The organism is Robertmurraya sp. GLU-23 (assembly GCF_052983275.1).
The window spans coordinates 719,618-736,573 of the sequence record NZ_JBRKCV010000001.1 but is presented as its reverse complement, the minus strand read 5'-3'; the positions used below and the strand labels follow the sequence as shown (position 1 = coordinate 736,573).

Here is a 16,956-nt window from a genome sequence, read left to right as displayed (position 1 = left end):
TTAAAATTAAACCGTTTTTGCTAACATTTTTTCTACATTTTCTCTCCACACATGTGCCAATTCATTTACTTCTAATAAGTCTTTTAAACCCTCTCTATTTTTCTTATCATGAAGGAAAATTTGATTAGCATAAAGGATAGAAACTTTTTCTTGGGTTCTTTCTAACAATTCAAGCTTCCCTTCACTATGTACGGTTCCTTCCTGTAGCACCTTAAAGAAATAACCCGTATAGTTTGTCTCGACAATTCTTTTTAAAAAGAGATCTACATCATTGAACTTCGAAATTTTGGAGCAAGGAACACGACCTTGTGTGACTTGCACAACTGCATTCCCAAGGGAATAAATATCTCCTATGTAAACATCCTTTTCAAGCATACCCGTTACAGAAAGGTTTTCTCCTAGGGCTGGTGGGGTTAGCTTTACACCAAACTCCTTTTCCCATTGCTTATAATGTTCAAAAGAATAAACGCATACCGCCCGCTCTGGTCCCCCATGGTACTCTAAACTTGCAACACCATCTCCGTCAAACCCATCCTTTGTTAACTCGGCTACAGATACCTTTTCTTTTCCAATACCTGAGCTTTCGTTTTTCCCTTTCCACATAAAAGCTTTCGGCTTACCAACACTAAGAGTTATTATTTCTCCCATTATGTCACCCCATACAATTCCTATGATGATTCATATTTTAGCCTACAGTTTCTGAAAAATCCATTTTTATGTAAAGAAAAAAACTCATGAGTTTTGATTCTAAGGTCCATATTATAGTTATGCGAGTAATCACCTAATTAGGTGAAAAGGTCCCTTTCTTATAAAAAAATGAATGAAGGCGGGTCGAAATGTCAAATTCTTATAAATCTAGAAACGGGAAAAAATATAAGGAAAACAAAAAGAATGGTGATGGTAAACACCATAATCAAAGGTGGGCAGTGCTATCATTATCATCTATTCCTCTTGTTATGACACTTGGTAATTCCATGCTGATACCGGTACTTCCCGTTATGGAAAAGAAAATTAATATTTCTCCCTTCCAAACAAGTATGATAATTACTGTTTATTCAATTGTTGCTATATTACTGATCCCAATCGCTGGTTATCTATCTGACCATATTGGAAGGAAAAAGGTAATAATCCCAAGTCTTTTCATTGCAGGTGTCGGGGGACTTATTTCTGGTTGGGCCTCTTGGAAGATGGATGATCCTTACTGGATTATTCTAATCGGCAGGGCTTTACAAGGTGTTGGTGCAGCAGGGGCATTCCCTATTGTTATGCCACTGATTGGGGATATGTTTAAAAGTGAGGAAGAAGTTAGTAGTTCTCTTGGCGTGATTGAAACTTCAAACACTTTAGGAAAAGTATTAAGCCCTATCCTTGGTGCTTTTTTAGCAAGTTTTTTCTGGCATCTCCCATTCTGGTCTATCCCAGCATTTTGTATCATTTCTATTCTTTTAACTCTCTTTCTCGTTCAAAATCCGAAAAAGAGAACTGAACCAATTCCATTTAAAAAGTTTTTTCAAAAGGTAAAGAAAATCTTTATTCAAGATGGTCGTTGGCTCTACACCGTATTTATTGTTGGAGTTATTCTCATGTTTGTTTTATTTGGAATACTATTTTACCTCTCAGATATATTGGAGAAACAGTATAATATTAAAGATGTGAAAAAAGGATTGTTTTTAACAATCCCACTCGGAGCACTATGCCTTGCTTCGTATATAACAGGTAAAATGATTAAGGAAAATAAAGTTTTGATGAAATGGATTACGTTTGTTGGAATCGTTTTACTAGTGATTAGTACGGCTTCTCTAAGCTTTTCGGATAATTTATGGTTTATGATATCAATGTTTACCATCGGTGGCATTGGAATAGGCGTTGGACTTCCTTGCTTAGATGCGTTCATTACAGAAGGAATCGAGATGGAGGAGAGAGGCACGATTTCCTCTATCTACAGTTCTATGAGATTCATTGGTGTAGCAGCGGGACCACCTATTATGGCAATTCTTCAAAAACATCTGCAAAGTTCCCTATTTTATATACTAGCTGGTATAAGTGCAATTGGTTTACTTGTAATACTATTTGGTATAAAACCTGAGAAAAAAAGTGCATAAAAAGAAGTCGTACTACCTTTAGTACGACTTCTTTTTTATTTAATTTGGTCTCTTCTTCTCTGCCTTCTTTTCTTTTGTTGAAGCATTCCCAGACAAATCCATGTCATTAATGCTTTTCGGAACACTTTGCATGCCTGATTTTGTTTTAATATTTCTCTTCGTCAAATGAATCCCCCCTTTATTCGAGCTACATTTAATATGGCTTTTCTGACCTTTTTCTACGCATATTAAAAAGGCCAGTGGTATCCACTGACCTTGACGACTTATTCTTGAACTGGTTTCTTTACTAACCCAAGGATTACTCCTGATACGATGGCTCCAGCAACGATAGCGATTAAATACATAAACCATCCGCCCTCAACTAAAGGAACTACGAATAATCCACCGTGTGGTGCACGTAATCCAATACCAAACATCATTGTTAATGCACCAGCCACCGCTGAACCCGCCATTAGTGAAGGTATAACACGAAGTGGATCAGCCGCCGCAAAAGGAATGGCTCCTTCTGTGATAAAAGATAATCCCATAATATAGTTAACTTTACCTGCTTCTCTATCTTGCTTTGTAAACTTATGGCCAAAGAAAGTAGTAGCGATTGCAATTCCAAGTGGAGGAACCATACCTGCTGCCATAACTGCAGCCATTGGCTCATATACTCCATTTGCTAGCAACCCAGTTCCAAATACATACGCAGCCTTGTTAATCGGTCCACCCATATCAAATGCCATCATTAAACCTAATACTAATCCTAGTAATACTGCATTTCCTGTACCTAGACCTGATAACCAATTAGTAATTCCTGTATTAAGCGCCCCAACTGGACCATTTACGATATAGATCATTGCAAAACCTGTAAGAGCAATTCCTAGCAAAGGATATAAAAGAATTGTTTTAATACCTTCAAGAGATGATGGTAAACTTGTTAGTAGTTTTTTCAGACCAACAACAATATAACCTGCTAAGAAACCTGCAATAATTCCACCTAAGAACCCTGCACCACCGCTATTCGCTAATAAACCTCCAACTGCACCAGCTGCAAAGCCAGGACGATCTGCGATACTCATAGCAATAAACGCTGCTAAAATAGGAACAATAAACCCAAATGCACCACTACCACCACCGATTGTCATTAATGCTTCCGCAATTGGATGATATGAAGGATCCTCTGGATTAAAAGCGTTGTAACCGAACATGAAAGAGATGGCAATTAATATCCCTCCACCTACAACGAATGGAAGCATATTAGATACACCGCTCATCAAGTGTTTGTAAATTGTAGCTCCCACACCTTGACCTTTTTGCTCAGATGAAGTAGAAGATGCATTCCCACTACCCTTAAGAATTGGGGCATCTTGTTTTAGAGCTCTTTCAATAAGTTCCTTCGGCTTACGAATTCCGTCTGCTACTTTTGTTTCAATAACATGCTTCCCACTAAAACGATCAGTTTCAACATTTGTATCAGCTGCAACAATTACAGCAACTGCTCTTTCGATTTCTGCAGGCGTTAAGACGTTCTTTGCTCCGCCAGAACCTCTTGTTTCAACTTTAATATCTACACCTAGTTCAGCCGCCTTAGACTTAAGAGAATCAGCAGCCATATACGTATGAGCAATTCCAGTTGGACAAGCAGTAACAGCAACGATAAATTTCTTTTCCCCAGACATCGTTTCCTCGTCCCCTTCCTCTTCCTGGTCGTACTGATCAATAATATTCAAAACATCACTTTCTGTTTTTGCATTTAATAATGATTCTCTTACTTCCGTTTTCATCAAAATAGACGAAAGTCTTGCGAGCGCTTCCAAATGAGTATTATTTGCCCCCTCTGGAGCTGCAATCATAAAGAATAAATGTGCTGGTTGACCATCCAGTGAATCGTAGTCAATTCCATTTACCGACTTACCGAATGCAATTGAAGCTGTTTTAACTGCCCTCGTTTTTGCATGAGGAATGGCGATTCCTTCGCCAATTCCGGTTGTACTTTGCTCTTCACGCTTTAAAATGCCTGCTTTAAATTCATTTGCATCCTCTAACTTTCCAGCCCGATCTAATACATCGACGAGCTGATCAATCGCTTCAGACTTTGTTGAGCCTGAAAGGTTTAGATGAATGGTTTCTTTTGTTAAAATTTCAGTTATTTTCATCTCTATTTCTCCTTAGAACTTTGTAATGTTAACGCTTGTATATAGTGTTTCTATCATTTCTTTCGTTGCTAAACCAATTGAAAATGCAGTTGCGCTTCCAGATGCAACACTGTATCGAAACGCTTCCTCAATCTCCTTCGTTTCTTCGTATTTAGCTAGAAAACCGGCTACCATTGAATCTCCTGCTCCAACTGAACTTTTCACTACACCTTTTGGTACATTTGAAAGGTAAGCAACCTCACGATTTACTAACACGGCTCCTTCTCCTGCCAAAGAAACAATGACATTTTCTGCTCCCATTTCTACAAGCTTACGAGCATAAGGAACCACTTCTTCTGCAGTTGAAAAACTTGTATTAAATAATTCACCAAGTTCGTGGTGATTTGGCTTAATAAGAAAAGGATTAAACGGTAGAACTTTCTTTAATAAATCTCCTTCTGCATCTACAACAAACTTTGTTTGGTTTAGATGGCAGATAGAAACTAGTTTTTCATACGTACTTGACTCCATACTTGATGGAATGCTACCAGCTAATACTAAAGTATCTTCTGAAGTTAATTGAGATATTTGATCCTGAAGCTTTTTAAAATCTGCTTCTGTGATGGTTGGTCCTTTTGCATTAACTTCTGTTTCGCTATTGGATTTCAACTTTACATTAATTCTCGTATCTTCATGAACCTCAACAAATTTTGTTTCAATATCTTCCATTTGCAAATAATTCTTAATGTAAAGTCCTGTAAAACCACCTACAAATCCTAAGGCTTTACTTGGAACACCCATTCTTTTGAGAAGTCTTGAAACATTTATTCCTTTACCACCAGGAAATTTAGATTCATTTTTTGTTCGATTCAGATCGCCAAGTGTTAAATCTTCAACCTCCACAATGTAATCGAGGGAAGGATTAAGTGTTACGGTGTAAATCATTCTTTCACAACCTTTATTGTCGTTTTGCTCATGTATTGATCTTGGAATTCACTATTTAGTTCATCCGTAATGATGGACGCTTCATGTAAATCAGCAATTTTTGCAAATGCTATTTCTGAAAACTTCGATTCATCACTTAACACAAATGCTTCTCTTGAGAGAGAAATAGCTGATTGTTTAATCATTGCTTCTTCTTGATCAGGTGTGGTGTACCCAAATTGAGTATGGATTCCATTGACTCCCATAAAGCATTTGTCAAAACGGTATAGCTCTAAACTTGTTAGCGCTCCTCGACCAATAATGGCATTCGTCTTAGGTTTTGCATACCCACCGATTAGATACATTGGGATGTCTCTATCTAGTAAAGGTTTTACATGCATAAGTCCGTTTGTGACGACCACAATGTTTTTTGGTAAGTAAGGAATCATTTCCATTACTGTTGATCCTGCATCAAGAAAAATACAATCTCCTTCTTCCACTAAGCTAGAGGCATACTTGGCAATTCTTTTCTTTGGTTGAAGGTTTTTGGTGGCTTTTTCGACCATGCTCGGTTCTTGTAGCTTTCCCTGTAACCTGGCAGCACCACCATGTATTCTTTTTAAGAACTTATCATCTTCTAGTTGTGTTAAGTCCCTTCTAATCGTTGACTCTGATGAATTTGTTAAATCTACAAGGTCTTGTATCTTCACAACACCTTTTTCCTTCAATTGTTGCAAAATCAATCGATGGCGCTCTGGTGTTAACAATGCATCACCTCATTAAAACGCTTTCTTTTTTTATTTCTTGAATCTAGAGTACTATAACCCCTCTCGGAAATCAATCACTTTCTATCAAAATCTTTCTCAAATTATCAAAATCTATCAAAATTTCGACAAAATTCTACCATTTTCCTATGAGAAAATGAAGGAATTCGCTTAAAAACATTCACATGTTTTACTAACTGTTTGGGGAAAGTAGTAAATGAATTAGATAAGGAGGCTATAATTATGGATTCTAGAAGAGTAAAGCAAATATTATCATCTTCAGCAGATATTCACGTGGAGTATAACGGTGCTTCTGTATGGATTGACGAACTTCATGAAGATGAGAAGACCGCAACCGTTCATTTGCGTGGACCATTGGAAGAAAGATCAACTGTCGATATTTCTGAACTAGAAGAAGCATAATAAATTACAACCAAAAGGACTTCAACTTATGAATCTTTTTGGTTGTTTTTTTTTTACAGATTTTTATTAGGTCAAAAAAAAGAAGCATCCATTCAAAATGTCGGATACTCCAATTATTTTCCTTCGGGTTGGGCCTGATTACGCTCATTTTGGACCTTTTCATACCATAAGCGGGCATGTGAGAGCATTGTAAATAATAGAAAGAAATTCATTGACCATACACTCACGAATGGTGCAATTCCTCCAATTTCAATTGAGTGCCAACCTTTTAGCTTCATCACTAAAAAGGTCTCAATAAAAACCAGAAAAAAACCACCGATCCCAGCAATAATTGTTCGAAGCATGTGACACCCCCACGATCTATACAGAATTTTGTAATAATTATAACAAACTGTCACAAAAAGTTCAAATATTAAAAAAGGTTGGGCATATATCTATGCCCAACCCGACTTCTTAACGATTTCTACCTGTCATATTACCATTATTCCCACCAAGACCATTACGATCATTATTGTTATCTTCATCATTAAGATCTAAATCCAAGTCATTGTCGTCATTATCGTCATTTAAGATGTTGTTATCCCGATCATTTCGGTCATTGTCCAGGATATTGTTATTTCGGTTGTCTCGATCATTGTCAAAAATATTATTATCACGGTCATCGTTATCGTTATTAAAGATCCCATTTCCTCGGTTACCATTATTATTGTCTAAAATACCGTTATCATCATTTTGATTGTATCTTACCGGTCTATAATTGACGTCATCGTCATTGTTTAAGTTGTTATCGTCCACTCCACAAGCAGACAATAAACCAAGTGTCATAACGGATGACATCGCTGTAAGAAGTACTTTTTTCTTTATCATTTCGTGTTACCCCCTTGATTTCTTTTGGTGAAGCATCTTTAATTTGCTCACTTCCAGGGGTTTTTAACCTACATCCCACTTATTGTTTTTTGACACATGCTCCAATATAAGGTATTCAACTTATTAAGATATAGGGCAAAATAAAAAAGCCACGACAGTGACTTTATCTTTTTAACTTATTAAACGTTTCAATAAAGCAGTCTGGTTCTTCTCTTACCTTATAAGGAAACAATCCTTGATTTGTATGTAAATATAGAATTCCTAATTCTTTCGTCAATTTCCTATATGAAATATCAAGTATATCCGAAAAAGGAAAGGTTGAAACACTTGTAGTTATTTTGTCTTCATACATCCTTAAATGTTGCTCTTCGTGGAGGACTAACTGGGAACCATCTACAATTTTTCTTGTTACAGTAAAGTATCGCTGAGTCATAATCACAAAGAAATGTACTCCTTTTTATTTATAATCATTAGATTTTTATTTTCAATTATCCATTGAAAAGGTAAAATAGGAGATATTTTATCTTATTGGAGGATCTACCATGCTGAAGATACGCGAAGCACATATTAATGATTTACCTTTCCTTTTATCAATATATAATGATGCAATCGTAAACACAACTGCCACCTTTGATTTGGAACCTGAATCATTAGAGAAAAGAAAAACATGGTTTGCCAAATACGGTGGTAAATATCCATTAATTGTTTCTGAATGGAATGGTGAAGTGGTTGGATATGGAAGCTTAAGTGCATTCCGTGAAAAACCCGCATTCAATTCAACCACCGAATTATCAATCTACATATCTTCATCAGCAAGGGGCTTAGGAATTGGTACCGCATTAATGACTGAGTTAATTACTCGAGCAAAAGAAAACGGATTCCATACAATGATCGGAGGAATTACGCAAGGAAACGAAGGAAGTATTGCCCTACATAAGAAATTTGGATTTACATTGGCAGGACATTTCAAAGAGGTTGGGTTTAAATTTGATGATTGGCAGGATGTACTCTTCTATCAACTCATCCTTCCAATCGAGTAGAAAGAAAACTTCGAGAAAGGCTAAGACTAGCCTTTCTCATTCATTTTAATAAGACTTACTTGGGTTGTTTAACACTTCTATGATTTTAGTTGATTGCTTCATTTCACTATGACATAAGGGGCAGCTTGGGCTTTCGGTGCTTTTAAAATTGTCACGAATCCAACACTTACAACTTTCTGATGAGCAGACCCACACCTTTGTTTCTTCTTTCACAACTTCTTCTTGATTTTTTCTTCCGAATCCCATATTTCCCCTCCTAAAGTAGCTAAATAATAAAAAATCCAGCTATTATAAAAAAGAAGACCAATCTATCACCCTTTTTATAATAATTGGATTTTCTATTCCGCTTTTTTTCCTTAAATAGATTATACCACTGTTGTGAAAATTTGTATAGAAAACATTTCCCTAATAATTACTACGAAAGTATATATACTAACATTACATAGTTTATGAAAGGAGACTAATAATGGATTATAGAAAACAGAATAACTTCCAAATTCCTTATAAAAAGCAAGATACTAGTTATGGGATTGAAGAAGAGATGAGTCTTCAATCTATTCAATTTGCAACCACTCTTAATACTTACCTAAATGAACGAATAGATTCAGAATACCAAGAGAACGACTAATCCCTATTCCCTTCGACATAATCCTGTTGAAGGGGATTTTTTTCTGAATTCACATAAATCTTTTTGTCGTACAAGCAATCCTTCATGAATACAATGTGTACGAGCAGTTGTATTTGATTGGAGGGAATTTACTTTGGGTGTATTTTTTAGTTATGTGCTACTGGGTTTATCACTTGCTGCTCCGATTGGTCCTATTAATGCTGCACAAATGGATAAAGGCATTAAACATGGCTTTTTAAACGCATGGGTGCTAGGCCTAGGGTCTGTGATAGCAGACATTTTTTATATGCTGCTTGTTTTTTTAGGATTTTCTCAATTCATTGAAATTCCTATAGTAAAAATGTTTTTGTGGTTATTCGGTTTTTTTGTATTGGTCTATACAGGTGTGGAGGGGTTAATGGGTGCTGGAAAAATTGTACTTAGCAACGGAAACAGGGATGCATCTTTAACCAAATCCTTTATTACTGGATTTTTCATGTCCATCTCTAATCCACTAACTATTTTATTTTGGTTAGGTATATATGGATCCGTATTAGCAAAAACGGCAACCATGTACGCACACACAGAACTATTATACTTTAGCAGTGCCATCATTTTAGGACTTATTATCTGGGATGTGTGTATGGCAGCAGTTGCAAGCAGCTTTAGGAAATTACTCACAACAAAACTGCTAACAATTATAACAATCATCTCTTCTATATCCTTAATTGGTTTCGGCTTATATTTCGGGTTTGAAGCTTTAAAAATCTTTATGAACTAATTTAAAAGCCCCCTAAAAAATGGGGGCTTTTACCGTTTTCGATAGGGTCGATGGCTTTTTATCTTACCATTATGTGTGTTGATTTTTTTCTTTTTAGCCCGGTCTTTCACAAAATGGGAGATGATGTCAGCGCAAATAATTATTAGCACGATTAAAAGACTGACAAATAATCCAGGTCGGGAAGAAGCATGTAATAAAGTACCTGAAATGGCTAAAAGGATAAGTCCCATCCCGATATACCTTTTGATATGGTCCCAGCGAGAAAAAGTAATGAGACGCGGCGCTGAAAATAAAACAAGAATCCAATTGTATAAAAGCATTAATCCGGCTGCGGTTGTAATATACTCATAAATGGAATCCGGCATCAACCGTGCAGTGACTATGGAAGCAACTAAGCCTGATATCGTGACCATTAAAGCAATGGGAGGTACTTTTAATTTCCCTTGCTTCGCTAATATTTTGGGAGCATCATGATCGTCTGCCATTGTTACTAACATGGTTGTTATAGCGAATAACGATGCTGCCATAGTCGAGAAACCAGCAATAATAAGAGCCCCATTAAACACATGAGGAACAAACCCTAAGTTGGCATATTCGTGAAGAGCGCTAACAAATGGACTTTTTTTATCGGAATGTTCTTGCCAAGGAATCATTGTAACAGCTAGAAATATGGATATAAGGTAAATGATCGTTAGGACGATGAGCATGATTTTACCTGCTTTTGGAGCTTCATCTTTGTTCTTTAAACGCGTGGCCATAATTCCCATAATTTCTATTCCGCCAAAAGCATAAAATCCAAAAATTAGAGCAGACCATAAGCCTTTTAATCCATTTGGTAAGATTTCATTTTTGGTATTAGGGAAATGATCAAATCCCTTCTGGCCGTCAATAACCCCAGTTAAAGCAAGAATAGCAATAATTATAAACATTAAAATAGCTGAAATCTTAATAACACCGAGGAGGTTTTCTATTTTCTCGAACCCTTTATTACCTAGAAGAACAACAATAATACCTAGTACGGCATAAAAAGCGGAAAATACCCATAAAGGGATATTCGGAAACCAAAATTTAGTAAAGATTGAAAGTGCTGTAAGTTGGCTACCAGTAATGAGCATTTCTGACATCCAATATACCCATCCACTTGTAAACCCAGCCCATGGACCAAAAGCCTTTTTCGCATATGCCCGAAATGATCCTTTTTGAGGGTCCTGAGCGGACATTCTTCCGAGTGAGTCATATACAATATAAGTCCCTGTCCCTGCTATTAAAAAAGCCAATAAGACAGCTGGACCAGCCATTTGTATCCCGATGCTTGAACCTAAAAAGAAGCCCGTACCAATAATACACCCGACTCCAATTAAGGATAACGCATACCAGGAAAGTCCTTCCTCGTTTCCTTTTGTCTTTTTATCCACATAATTCTCCCCTTTCATTACCTATTGTTCGATGAACAGGAAAGAGTTATGTATCTATAAAACAAAATGTTTTACTTATGATTACAGAGTCACTTCACCTGTATATACAGGCAAATAAATAAGAAATCGTGTTCCTAAAGGACTGCTTTTAACATTCATCGTCCCATGATAGTTTTCAATGATTTTCTTTGATACAGAGAGCCCTAATCCAGTTCCCTCATCCTTTGTCGTAAAAAAAGGATCAAATATATGTTGAAGTAGGTTAGGAGTAATTCCAGCACCATTATCAACAAATTCAATATATATATGCGGGCCCACCAACTCAGTTGAAATCGTGATCTCCATTGTACTATCATTTTTGGCTTGCAAGGAGTTTCGATATAAATTAGAGAAGACCTGAAATAACTCTTCTCGATCACCTACAAAGAAACATTTTGCAGATGCCTCACTAATTTTATATGTAATATTAACATTATGAAGAAGTGCATCACTGTTGAGAAAATGACCGAGATAATCAATAAAGAAATCTTTCACCTCTAGAATTTCTCTCTTAACCGTACCAGGCTTCGATATACGCAGAAAATCGGTTATAATCTTGTTGGCTCGATCAATCTCTGGAATAAGTAGAGACTGAAACATCTCCGCAGTCTCCTCATCAACTCTTCCCTGTAGTAATTGTAAATATCCTCTTACTGTTGTTAAAGGATTTCGAATTTCATGAGCAATTCCCGCTGCTATTCTACTAGCTAAAGTTTGTTTTTCCGCTTCCTTAATATGATTTAAGAACCGAAATACACCTACAACACGTTCGATCCTTCCTTCTGAGTTTTTAATTAGTCTTGTATTAATAATTCCGTAATTTTTATCTAATATTTCTTGATTGACAATTGGCTTACCTGTTCGTAGCGTTTCAAGCATTTTGATTTGTTCATCTGGAATTTGGAGTAGTTCTCGGACATGCTTGCCAACTACACTTTCACGATTCACATGTAAATCCATTGCAGCCTGCGCATTGCAAAGAGTTACTATCCCCTCAGAATTAATAAATACAATATGATGCGGAACTACATCTAAAATTTCATTTAGAAAAATCTCAATTTCCCCAAAAGGAATCATAGGCGTCGAGGTGATTTTTAATTCTCTATTTTTTGCAGTTGAATCTTTTATTAAATTAACGTTCTGAACCTCATTTTTAGTAAGCTCCATTCTTAAATCCGGGTCAGTATATGTAAAAGAAAAAGGCAATGTAGATACAAACCTTTTGTATAAAGACAATTCTTGTTTTAATTGTTCCATTTCTTTTAAGTTATGATTAATTGTCAAAAAAAACTCTCCTAGCATATAACGTTCTTCCTATTATTATACGCTTAGTTCTAATTCATGAAAACTGCTTTTCCATCCTACAAAATAAGGTTATACTAATACAAGTTACAATCAGGAGGTAAAAGATGAAATTTACAGAATATACAGTAGAAAGAGTTGAAGACCCCTTCAATATATTAACAGGAAATCGATACGAATTTTTGATCGATTTTAATGTGGACGAAGAGGATGAATTGTTCAGAGAAGAGGGGCTAAAGTTAAAGGTCCTATATGTGGTTGATGAAAATGGCCTACGTATTTCACACTATCACATACTAGAATCAAATACAGAAAAAGTGTTGGAATTTGACTTAGAAGATGAAGAGCTAGAAATGCTTCAATCCTTTTGTAAAGAACATTATCTAGAAGCTGAAGAGGAGTAAGAAGAGCATTCGCTCTCTTTACTCCTCTTCTACTTTTTTACCCTCTTCAATAATATGATACATTAAATGCGCTAAATGGTGAATGGGCCCATACTCTTCTTCAGCCTCTTGCCCCTCAGCTTCCTCTTCATTGTACTCCAAATCATTTAATTGAAGTGCTGCAAATTGATAAAAATCCTTAAGTTCAAACGAATAGCAACCACTTGGCTCTTCACTTTCTTCTTCATAGTGAAGAACAAGATACGATTCTTTTCCTTCTTTATCCACTGCATCAAAATAAACAAAAAACCCGATATTTGTATCTAATTCGAATAAATGCCTAGTCCCGCCTTCTGTTGCCAGGTGAAAATCTTCTTCATTTAGTTTATTAACTCTCATCTTATCCACTTGATCTTCTTTATGAAAATTTACTGCGAATGATTTCATATTCAACCTCCTATTTGTTTCAGACACAAAAAAGAGCTCTAAAAAGAGCTCTATTGGATCCATTAGATTTTATTAACATTAACAGCTTGTGGTCCACGCTGTCCTTGTTCGATATCAAAGCTAACTTCTTGACCTTCATCAAGAGACTTGAAGCCTTCGCTTTGAATTGCTGAGTAATGTACGAATACATCCTCTCCACCTTCAACCTCAATAAATCCAAAACCTTTTTCTGAGTTAAACCATTTTACTTTACCAGTTGCCATGTAAAAAATCCTCCTAAAATTCAAAAGCTCTTATTAATGATACCAGGTATCACATTTATATATTGCCTATTTTTTTGAATTTCAATCATAAAAATAGAATTTATTTTTGTTTTGCTGGTTTTCTATTACGAGATCCTCTATCATCTCTGCGATCTTTGCCTCGGAAATCCTTGCTTCTACCACGGTCATTCGAACGTGTACGGTCTCTAAAACCAGACTTCGGTTTACGTGAACGAACTGGTTCTACCGCTGTTAGTTTGATTGGAGTAACATCTGGTTCCTTAGTTAAAAGCTTTAATGTTGCAGCTAGTACCGTTACAGAATCAATATCCTCTAATAACGACTCAGCGGCACGTTTGTAATCAGAGTAATCATTATTTTCAATTACCTTCATAATTTTATTAATTGTAGCTTCTTGATTACCAGCGATTACATCTTTGTAAGAAGGAATTGGTTTTTTAACCATCTTTTTCTTTGTTACTTGCTCAATAATTTTTAAATGATCAAGTTCGCGCGGGGAAACAAATGTATAAGCTAGACCTTTCTTCCCAGCACGTCCTGTACGACCAATTCTGTGTACATAGCTTTCTGGATCCTGCGGAATATCAAAATTGTACACGTGTGAAACCCCACTAATATCCAGACCACGAGCAGCTACATCAGTTGCTACCATGATTTCAATTGTACCATCCTTAAAGCGACGAATGACTTGGTCACGTTTTGATTGCGGAATATCACCATGGATTCCTTCAGCTGAGTAACCACGCTTGATCAACCCTTCAACTACTTCATCTACACGCTTTTTCGTACGGCCAAAAACAATTGCAAGCTCTGGAGATTCAATGTCGAGTAAACTAGTTAATACATCAAACTTTTGCTTTTCATGTGTTTCAAGATAAAATTGTTCAATATTTGTGACTGTCATTTCCTTTGCTTTCACTTTTACAAGCTCAGGGTTTTTCATGAATTTTTCTGCAAGAGTTTGAATTCTCTTGGGCATTGTCGCTGAGAAAAGTAATGTTTGACGTTCCTCAGGAATATCACTTAGAATTCTTTCGATATCTTCGATGAAGCCCATATTTAGCATTTCATCTGCTTCATCTAGAACAACCATTTTAATATTATTTAGACGAATTGTTCTTCTGTCTAAATGGTCAATCAGTCGTCCAGGTGTTGCAGCAATGATCTGTGGTCGGTTTTTTAATGATCGAATTTGGCGATTAATATCTTGACCACCATAAATCGGAAGTGTACGAATTCCTTTTACTTGCCCAATTCGGTTTAATTCTTCAGCCACCTGAACTGCTAGTTCACGCGTAGGAGCTAATACAAGACCTTGAATACCCTCTTGTAAATCCATCTTTTCTAGTAATGGAACACCAAACGCTGTTGTTTTTCCTGTTCCTGTTTGTGCTTGCCCAATCATGTCTCTTCCTTGAAGAGCGATCGGAATCGCTTGTGCTTGTATCGGCGTTGGTTCTTCAAATCCCATATTTGATACTGCTTTTTGTAATTCACTACTTAGACCAAAATCTGAAAATGTTGTCAAAGTTATTTTTCCTCCTTAATTTTAAACACCTATATCATTATTTTGTACTTAGAATTATATTTTAAAGTTTTTTTTGTAATTTTTTTTGAGTGAAGGAATGATCGCGAGAGAATAAAACGGAGTTAATTATCATGGTTTCATTCCAAAGAAAAAGGTGATGCTTATATCAATGCATCACCTTAAATGACTCAATATATTAAGCTTTTTGAACGTTAGAAGCTTGTGGTCCACGGTTGCCTTCAACGATTTCGAAAGTAACTTCTTGGCCTTCTTCTAAAGTTTTGAAGCCTTCTGATTGGATTGCTGAGAAGTGTACGAATACATCTTGACCTTCAGCTGATTCGATGAATCCGAAACCTTTTTCTGCATTAAACCATTTAACTTTACCTGTGTTCATGTGTAAAACCTCCAAAAAATTGTTCACCATAAGTACTAAATATATAGATCAAAAACGTAAAAAGCCGTAACAAGCAAGGAAGGGAAGAAAATCGACCACATCCTGCAGTTACGACCACTTAACCAAAAATATATACCGAACTTTATAGCGTTATATTCATATTAATCGAATATGAAGAATAAGTCAAGAAGATTAAATGGATTGAACTACTTCATTTTCTACTTTTGACTGCAACGTACGTTCTGCTGAATCAACTGTATGTTTTAAAAGCATGGCAATCGTTACTGGACCAACCCCACCAGGAACTGGTGTAATAGCGGATGCTTTCTCAAAACAAGTATCGTACTCTACATCTCCAATGTTTCCTGGGTTATAACCAGCATCTAAAATCACAGAACCTTCCTTCACCCATTCACCCTTAATAAAGTTAGGCTTACCAACTGCAGCAACAACAATATCCGCTTGTTTCACAATATCTGGTAAGTTGTTAGTATATGAATGGCATGTAGTTACAGTTGCATTTTCATTTAATAGTAGTGCTGATACTGGTTTACCAAGAATTGGACTTCTCCCTACAACTACTGCATGCTTTCCTTGTACAGGAATTCCGTATTCTTTAATAATGGTTAAAATTGCAGCTGGTGTACAAGAAGGAAACACACCAAACCCTAATGCTGTTTGTCCATAACCAAAGCTAGTAACACCGTCAACATCCTTTTCAATGCTGATTGTATCAAACGCTTTTCTTTCATCCACTTGCTTAGGTACTGGGTGCTGAAGTAGAATGCCATTTACATTATCATCGTTATTTAATTCAGTAATTGTGGCCAAAAGCTCCTCAGTAGTTGTGGTTGCAGGCAAATGAATTCTTTTCGATACAATCCCTAATTTCTCACATGCATTTCCCTTCATCTTCACATATGTGGCAGAAGAAGGATCATCACCAACGAGAATGGTAGCCAAACAAGGAGTAACTCCCGCTTCCTTGAGCTTTTCCACTCTTTCCTTAAGAGAATTTTTGACTTTGTTTGCTACCATCTGACCATCCAAAATAACAGGTTTCGTCACGTTAACCCCTCCATATATTAGAAAAAGAGACAGACGTACGCCTTCTCTCTGCCCAGACGACCGGCTTAACAGCGACGCAGCTCCCCTGTGGTTGCTTCCACATTTGTCGTCAGTTACTGCGATTTTTTATAAACTTTGTTAATTCATGCTTATTATATTCTTAAAACACATATATTTCAACCAAAATAATATATCAACGTTCGGGTTTTTGTTTTGTATATAGAAAACGGACAACTATTGTTGTCCGTTAAGAAAACTCTTTTGAGATATAATTGGCTGTAGTAATTTACCTAAAACAATGAAAGCCCTACCTCTCTTCCATCCTTACGGTTCCTAGACCGCGCCAGTGTGAATCAGGCCCTGTAATTCTTCAGGGAATGACACTCTTGTAAACTTAACTCTAAATCATTTGTTTGGAAATGAGTATATAAAGTGAAAATACGAAAAAAAAGAAGGATTGTTGGG

Annotated in this window: 22 protein-coding genes and 1 riboswitch; of the genes, 6 read left to right on the top strand and 16 right to left on the bottom strand. The window is 36.3% G+C overall.

Annotated elements, in window-relative coordinates; all coding sequences use genetic code 11:
* Nucleotides 1–6: 6 nt before the first annotated feature.
* On the bottom strand, nucleotides 7–648 hold the full coding sequence (locus tag ACVBAX_RS03785) for an MOSC domain-containing protein (RefSeq protein WP_447115930.1): 642 nt from the start codon (nucleotides 646–648) through the stop codon (nucleotides 7–9).
* A 188-nt stretch (nucleotides 649–836) separates the two neighbouring features.
* Between ACVBAX_RS03785 and ACVBAX_RS03780 the strand changes: the two genes are divergently transcribed.
* Nucleotides 837–2,102, top strand: a complete 1,266-nt coding sequence (locus ACVBAX_RS03780) for an MFS transporter (protein ID WP_447115929.1) — start codon at nucleotides 837–839, stop codon at nucleotides 2,100–2,102.
* A 39-nt stretch (nucleotides 2,103–2,141) separates the two neighbouring features.
* Here ACVBAX_RS03780 and ACVBAX_RS03775 read toward each other — a convergent pair whose 3' ends face one another.
* The 4 genes from ACVBAX_RS03775 to ACVBAX_RS03760 all read right to left on the bottom strand — a co-directional run bounded on the left by ACVBAX_RS03775 (nucleotide 2,142) and on the right by ACVBAX_RS03760 (nucleotide 5,913).
* Nucleotides 2,142–2,267, bottom strand: coding sequence for a hypothetical protein (locus tag ACVBAX_RS03775; protein ID WP_391559619.1), 126 nt, complete (start codon nucleotides 2,265–2,267; stop codon nucleotides 2,142–2,144).
* 98 nt (nucleotides 2,268–2,365) lie between these two features.
* A complete protein-coding gene (locus ACVBAX_RS03770) occupies nucleotides 2,366–4,243 on the bottom strand; it encodes a PTS fructose transporter subunit IIABC (RefSeq protein ID WP_447115928.1) in 1,878 nt (625 codons plus the stop codon).
* 12 nt (nucleotides 4,244–4,255) lie between these two features.
* Nucleotides 4,256–5,167, bottom strand: a complete 912-nt coding sequence (gene pfkB / locus ACVBAX_RS03765) for a 1-phosphofructokinase (protein WP_447115927.1) — start codon at nucleotides 5,165–5,167, stop codon at nucleotides 4,256–4,258.
* Nucleotides 5,164–5,913 (bottom strand): DeoR/GlpR family DNA-binding transcription regulator, encoded by a 750-nt coding sequence (locus ACVBAX_RS03760; RefSeq protein WP_447115926.1) that lies wholly within the window; start codon nucleotides 5,911–5,913, stop codon nucleotides 5,164–5,166. Before ACVBAX_RS03760 ends, pfkB begins: the two co-directional genes overlap by 4 nt.
* 240 nt (nucleotides 5,914–6,153) lie before the next feature.
* Between ACVBAX_RS03760 and ACVBAX_RS03755 the strand changes: the two genes are divergently transcribed.
* A complete protein-coding gene (locus ACVBAX_RS03755; RefSeq protein WP_447115925.1) occupies nucleotides 6,154–6,333 on the top strand; it encodes a small, acid-soluble spore protein, H family in 180 nt (59 codons plus the stop codon).
* 113 nt (nucleotides 6,334–6,446) lie between these two features.
* On the opposite strand, the gene ACVBAX_RS03750 is transcribed toward ACVBAX_RS03755, so the two are convergent.
* The 3 genes from ACVBAX_RS03750 to ACVBAX_RS03740 form a co-directional block, all read right to left on the bottom strand.
* Nucleotides 6,447–6,677, bottom strand: coding sequence for a hypothetical protein (locus tag ACVBAX_RS03750; RefSeq protein ID WP_447115924.1), 231 nt, complete (start codon nucleotides 6,675–6,677; stop codon nucleotides 6,447–6,449).
* Nucleotides 6,678–6,786: 109 nt separating this feature from the next.
* Nucleotides 6,787–7,170 carry a hypothetical protein gene (locus tag ACVBAX_RS03745; RefSeq protein ID WP_430773282.1) on the bottom strand — a complete coding sequence of 128 codons (384 nt, stop codon included), beginning with the start codon at nucleotides 7,168–7,170 and terminating at the stop codon, nucleotides 6,787–6,789.
* Between the two features lie 193 nt (nucleotides 7,171–7,363).
* Nucleotides 7,364–7,639: a hypothetical protein gene (locus tag ACVBAX_RS03740; protein ID WP_447115923.1), complete on the bottom strand. Its 276-nt coding sequence runs from the start codon at nucleotides 7,637–7,639 to the stop codon at nucleotides 7,364–7,366.
* A gap of 103 nt (nucleotides 7,640–7,742) precedes the next feature.
* Between ACVBAX_RS03740 and ACVBAX_RS03735 the strand changes: the two genes are divergently transcribed.
* Nucleotides 7,743–8,240 (top strand): N-acetyltransferase family protein, encoded by a 498-nt coding sequence (locus ACVBAX_RS03735; RefSeq protein WP_447115922.1) that lies wholly within the window; start codon nucleotides 7,743–7,745, stop codon nucleotides 8,238–8,240.
* A 45-nt stretch (nucleotides 8,241–8,285) separates the two neighbouring features.
* On the opposite strand, the gene ACVBAX_RS03730 is transcribed toward ACVBAX_RS03735, so the two are convergent.
* Nucleotides 8,286–8,486: a cold-shock protein gene (locus ACVBAX_RS03730; protein WP_251515172.1), complete on the bottom strand. Its 201-nt coding sequence runs from the start codon at nucleotides 8,484–8,486 to the stop codon at nucleotides 8,286–8,288.
* A 220-nt stretch (nucleotides 8,487–8,706) separates the two neighbouring features.
* Here ACVBAX_RS03730 and ACVBAX_RS03725 point away from each other — a divergent pair, with 220 nt between their 5' ends.
* Both ACVBAX_RS03725 and ACVBAX_RS03720 read left to right on the top strand, forming a co-directional pair.
* On the top strand, nucleotides 8,707–8,868 hold the full coding sequence (locus ACVBAX_RS03725) for a hypothetical protein (RefSeq protein WP_430773279.1): 162 nt from the start codon (nucleotides 8,707–8,709) through the stop codon (nucleotides 8,866–8,868).
* 133 nt (nucleotides 8,869–9,001) lie between these two features.
* The gene (locus ACVBAX_RS03720; protein WP_447115921.1) at nucleotides 9,002–9,628 is read left to right on the top strand and encodes a LysE family transporter; all 627 of its coding nucleotides are present in this window, start codon (nucleotides 9,002–9,004) and stop codon (nucleotides 9,626–9,628) included.
* A 29-nt stretch (nucleotides 9,629–9,657) separates the two neighbouring features.
* On the opposite strand, the gene ACVBAX_RS03715 is transcribed toward ACVBAX_RS03720, so the two are convergent.
* Both ACVBAX_RS03715 and ACVBAX_RS03710 read right to left on the bottom strand, forming a co-directional pair.
* The gene (locus ACVBAX_RS03715) at nucleotides 9,658–11,061 is read right to left on the bottom strand and encodes an amino acid permease (RefSeq protein ID WP_447115920.1); all 1,404 of its coding nucleotides are present in this window, start codon (nucleotides 11,059–11,061) and stop codon (nucleotides 9,658–9,660) included.
* A 63-nt stretch (nucleotides 11,062–11,124) separates the two neighbouring features.
* Nucleotides 11,125–12,366 (bottom strand): two-component system sensor histidine kinase NtrB, encoded by a 1,242-nt coding sequence (locus ACVBAX_RS03710; protein WP_447115919.1) that lies wholly within the window; start codon nucleotides 12,364–12,366, stop codon nucleotides 11,125–11,127.
* A 125-nt stretch (nucleotides 12,367–12,491) separates the two neighbouring features.
* Here ACVBAX_RS03710 and ACVBAX_RS03705 point away from each other — a divergent pair, with 125 nt between their 5' ends.
* On the top strand, nucleotides 12,492–12,788 hold the full coding sequence (locus ACVBAX_RS03705; RefSeq protein ID WP_430773275.1) for a DUF6509 family protein: 297 nt from the start codon (nucleotides 12,492–12,494) through the stop codon (nucleotides 12,786–12,788).
* An 18-nt stretch (nucleotides 12,789–12,806) separates the two neighbouring features.
* On the opposite strand, the gene ACVBAX_RS03700 is transcribed toward ACVBAX_RS03705, so the two are convergent.
* The 5 genes from ACVBAX_RS03700 to ACVBAX_RS03680 form a co-directional block, all read right to left on the bottom strand.
* Nucleotides 12,807–13,214 (bottom strand): cytosolic protein, encoded by a 408-nt coding sequence (locus ACVBAX_RS03700; RefSeq protein ID WP_447115918.1) that lies wholly within the window; start codon nucleotides 13,212–13,214, stop codon nucleotides 12,807–12,809.
* 62 nt (nucleotides 13,215–13,276) lie between these two features.
* Nucleotides 13,277–13,477: a cold-shock protein gene (locus ACVBAX_RS03695; protein WP_066047955.1), complete on the bottom strand. Its 201-nt coding sequence runs from the start codon at nucleotides 13,475–13,477 to the stop codon at nucleotides 13,277–13,279.
* A gap of 100 nt (nucleotides 13,478–13,577) precedes the next feature.
* The gene (locus tag ACVBAX_RS03690; RefSeq protein WP_430773271.1) at nucleotides 13,578–15,026 is read right to left on the bottom strand and encodes a DEAD/DEAH box helicase; all 1,449 of its coding nucleotides are present in this window, start codon (nucleotides 15,024–15,026) and stop codon (nucleotides 13,578–13,580) included.
* A 196-nt stretch (nucleotides 15,027–15,222) separates the two neighbouring features.
* Nucleotides 15,223–15,423: a cold-shock protein gene (locus ACVBAX_RS03685; protein ID WP_119708787.1), complete on the bottom strand. Its 201-nt coding sequence runs from the start codon at nucleotides 15,421–15,423 to the stop codon at nucleotides 15,223–15,225.
* Nucleotides 15,424–15,615: 192 nt separating this feature from the next.
* Nucleotides 15,616–16,461, bottom strand: coding sequence for a bifunctional 5,10-methylenetetrahydrofolate dehydrogenase/5,10-methenyltetrahydrofolate cyclohydrolase (locus ACVBAX_RS03680; protein WP_430773543.1), 846 nt, complete (start codon nucleotides 16,459–16,461; stop codon nucleotides 15,616–15,618).
* Nucleotides 16,462–16,534: 73 nt separating this feature from the next.
* A riboswitch (ZMP/ZTP riboswitch) is annotated at nucleotides 16,535–16,618 on the bottom strand.
* Between the last annotated feature and the right edge of the window lie 338 nt (nucleotides 16,619–16,956).

Excerpts from the sequence above, each read along its gene's own strand:
- ACVBAX_RS03685 (WP_119708787.1), bottom strand. The coding sequence starts at position 15,423 with ATGAACACAGGTAAAGTTAAATGGTTTAATGCAGAAAAAGGTTTCGGA.
- ACVBAX_RS03755 (WP_447115925.1), top strand. The coding sequence starts at position 6,154 with ATGGATTCTAGAAGAGTAAAGCAAATATTATCATCTTCAGCAGATATT.
- ACVBAX_RS03770 (WP_447115928.1), bottom strand. The coding sequence starts at position 4,243 with ATGAAAATAACTGAAATTTTAACAAAAGAAACCATTCATCTAAACCTT.
- ACVBAX_RS03735 (WP_447115922.1), top strand. The coding sequence starts at position 7,743 with ATGCTGAAGATACGCGAAGCACATATTAATGATTTACCTTTCCTTTTA.
- ACVBAX_RS03750 (WP_447115924.1), bottom strand. The coding sequence starts at position 6,677 with ATGCTTCGAACAATTATTGCTGGGATCGGTGGTTTTTTTCTGGTTTTT.
- ACVBAX_RS03700 (WP_447115918.1), bottom strand. The coding sequence starts at position 13,214 with ATGAAATCATTCGCAGTAAATTTTCATAAAGAAGATCAAGTGGATAAG.
- ACVBAX_RS03745 (WP_430773282.1), bottom strand. The coding sequence starts at position 7,170 with ATGTCATCCGTTATGACACTTGGTTTATTGTCTGCTTGTGGAGTGGAC.
- ACVBAX_RS03695 (WP_066047955.1), bottom strand. The coding sequence starts at position 13,477 with ATGGCAACTGGTAAAGTAAAATGGTTTAACTCAGAAAAAGGTTTTGGA.
- ACVBAX_RS03725 (WP_430773279.1), top strand. The coding sequence starts at position 8,707 with ATGGATTATAGAAAACAGAATAACTTCCAAATTCCTTATAAAAAGCAA.
- ACVBAX_RS03705 (WP_430773275.1), top strand. The coding sequence starts at position 12,492 with ATGAAATTTACAGAATATACAGTAGAAAGAGTTGAAGACCCCTTCAAT.
- ACVBAX_RS03680 (WP_430773543.1), bottom strand. The coding sequence starts at position 16,461 with ATGGTAGCAAACAAAGTCAAAAATTCTCTTAAGGAAAGAGTGGAAAAG.
- pfkB (WP_447115927.1), bottom strand. The coding sequence starts at position 5,167 with ATGATTTACACCGTAACACTTAATCCTTCCCTCGATTACATTGTGGAG.
- ACVBAX_RS03715 (WP_447115920.1), bottom strand. The coding sequence starts at position 11,061 with ATGAAAGGGGAGAATTATGTGGATAAAAAGACAAAAGGAAACGAGGAA.
- ACVBAX_RS03785 (WP_447115930.1), bottom strand. The coding sequence starts at position 648 with ATGGGAGAAATAATAACTCTTAGTGTTGGTAAGCCGAAAGCTTTTATG.
- ACVBAX_RS03730 (WP_251515172.1), bottom strand. The coding sequence starts at position 8,486 with ATGGGATTCGGAAGAAAAAATCAAGAAGAAGTTGTGAAAGAAGAAACA.
- ACVBAX_RS03780 (WP_447115929.1), top strand. The coding sequence starts at position 837 with ATGTCAAATTCTTATAAATCTAGAAACGGGAAAAAATATAAGGAAAAC.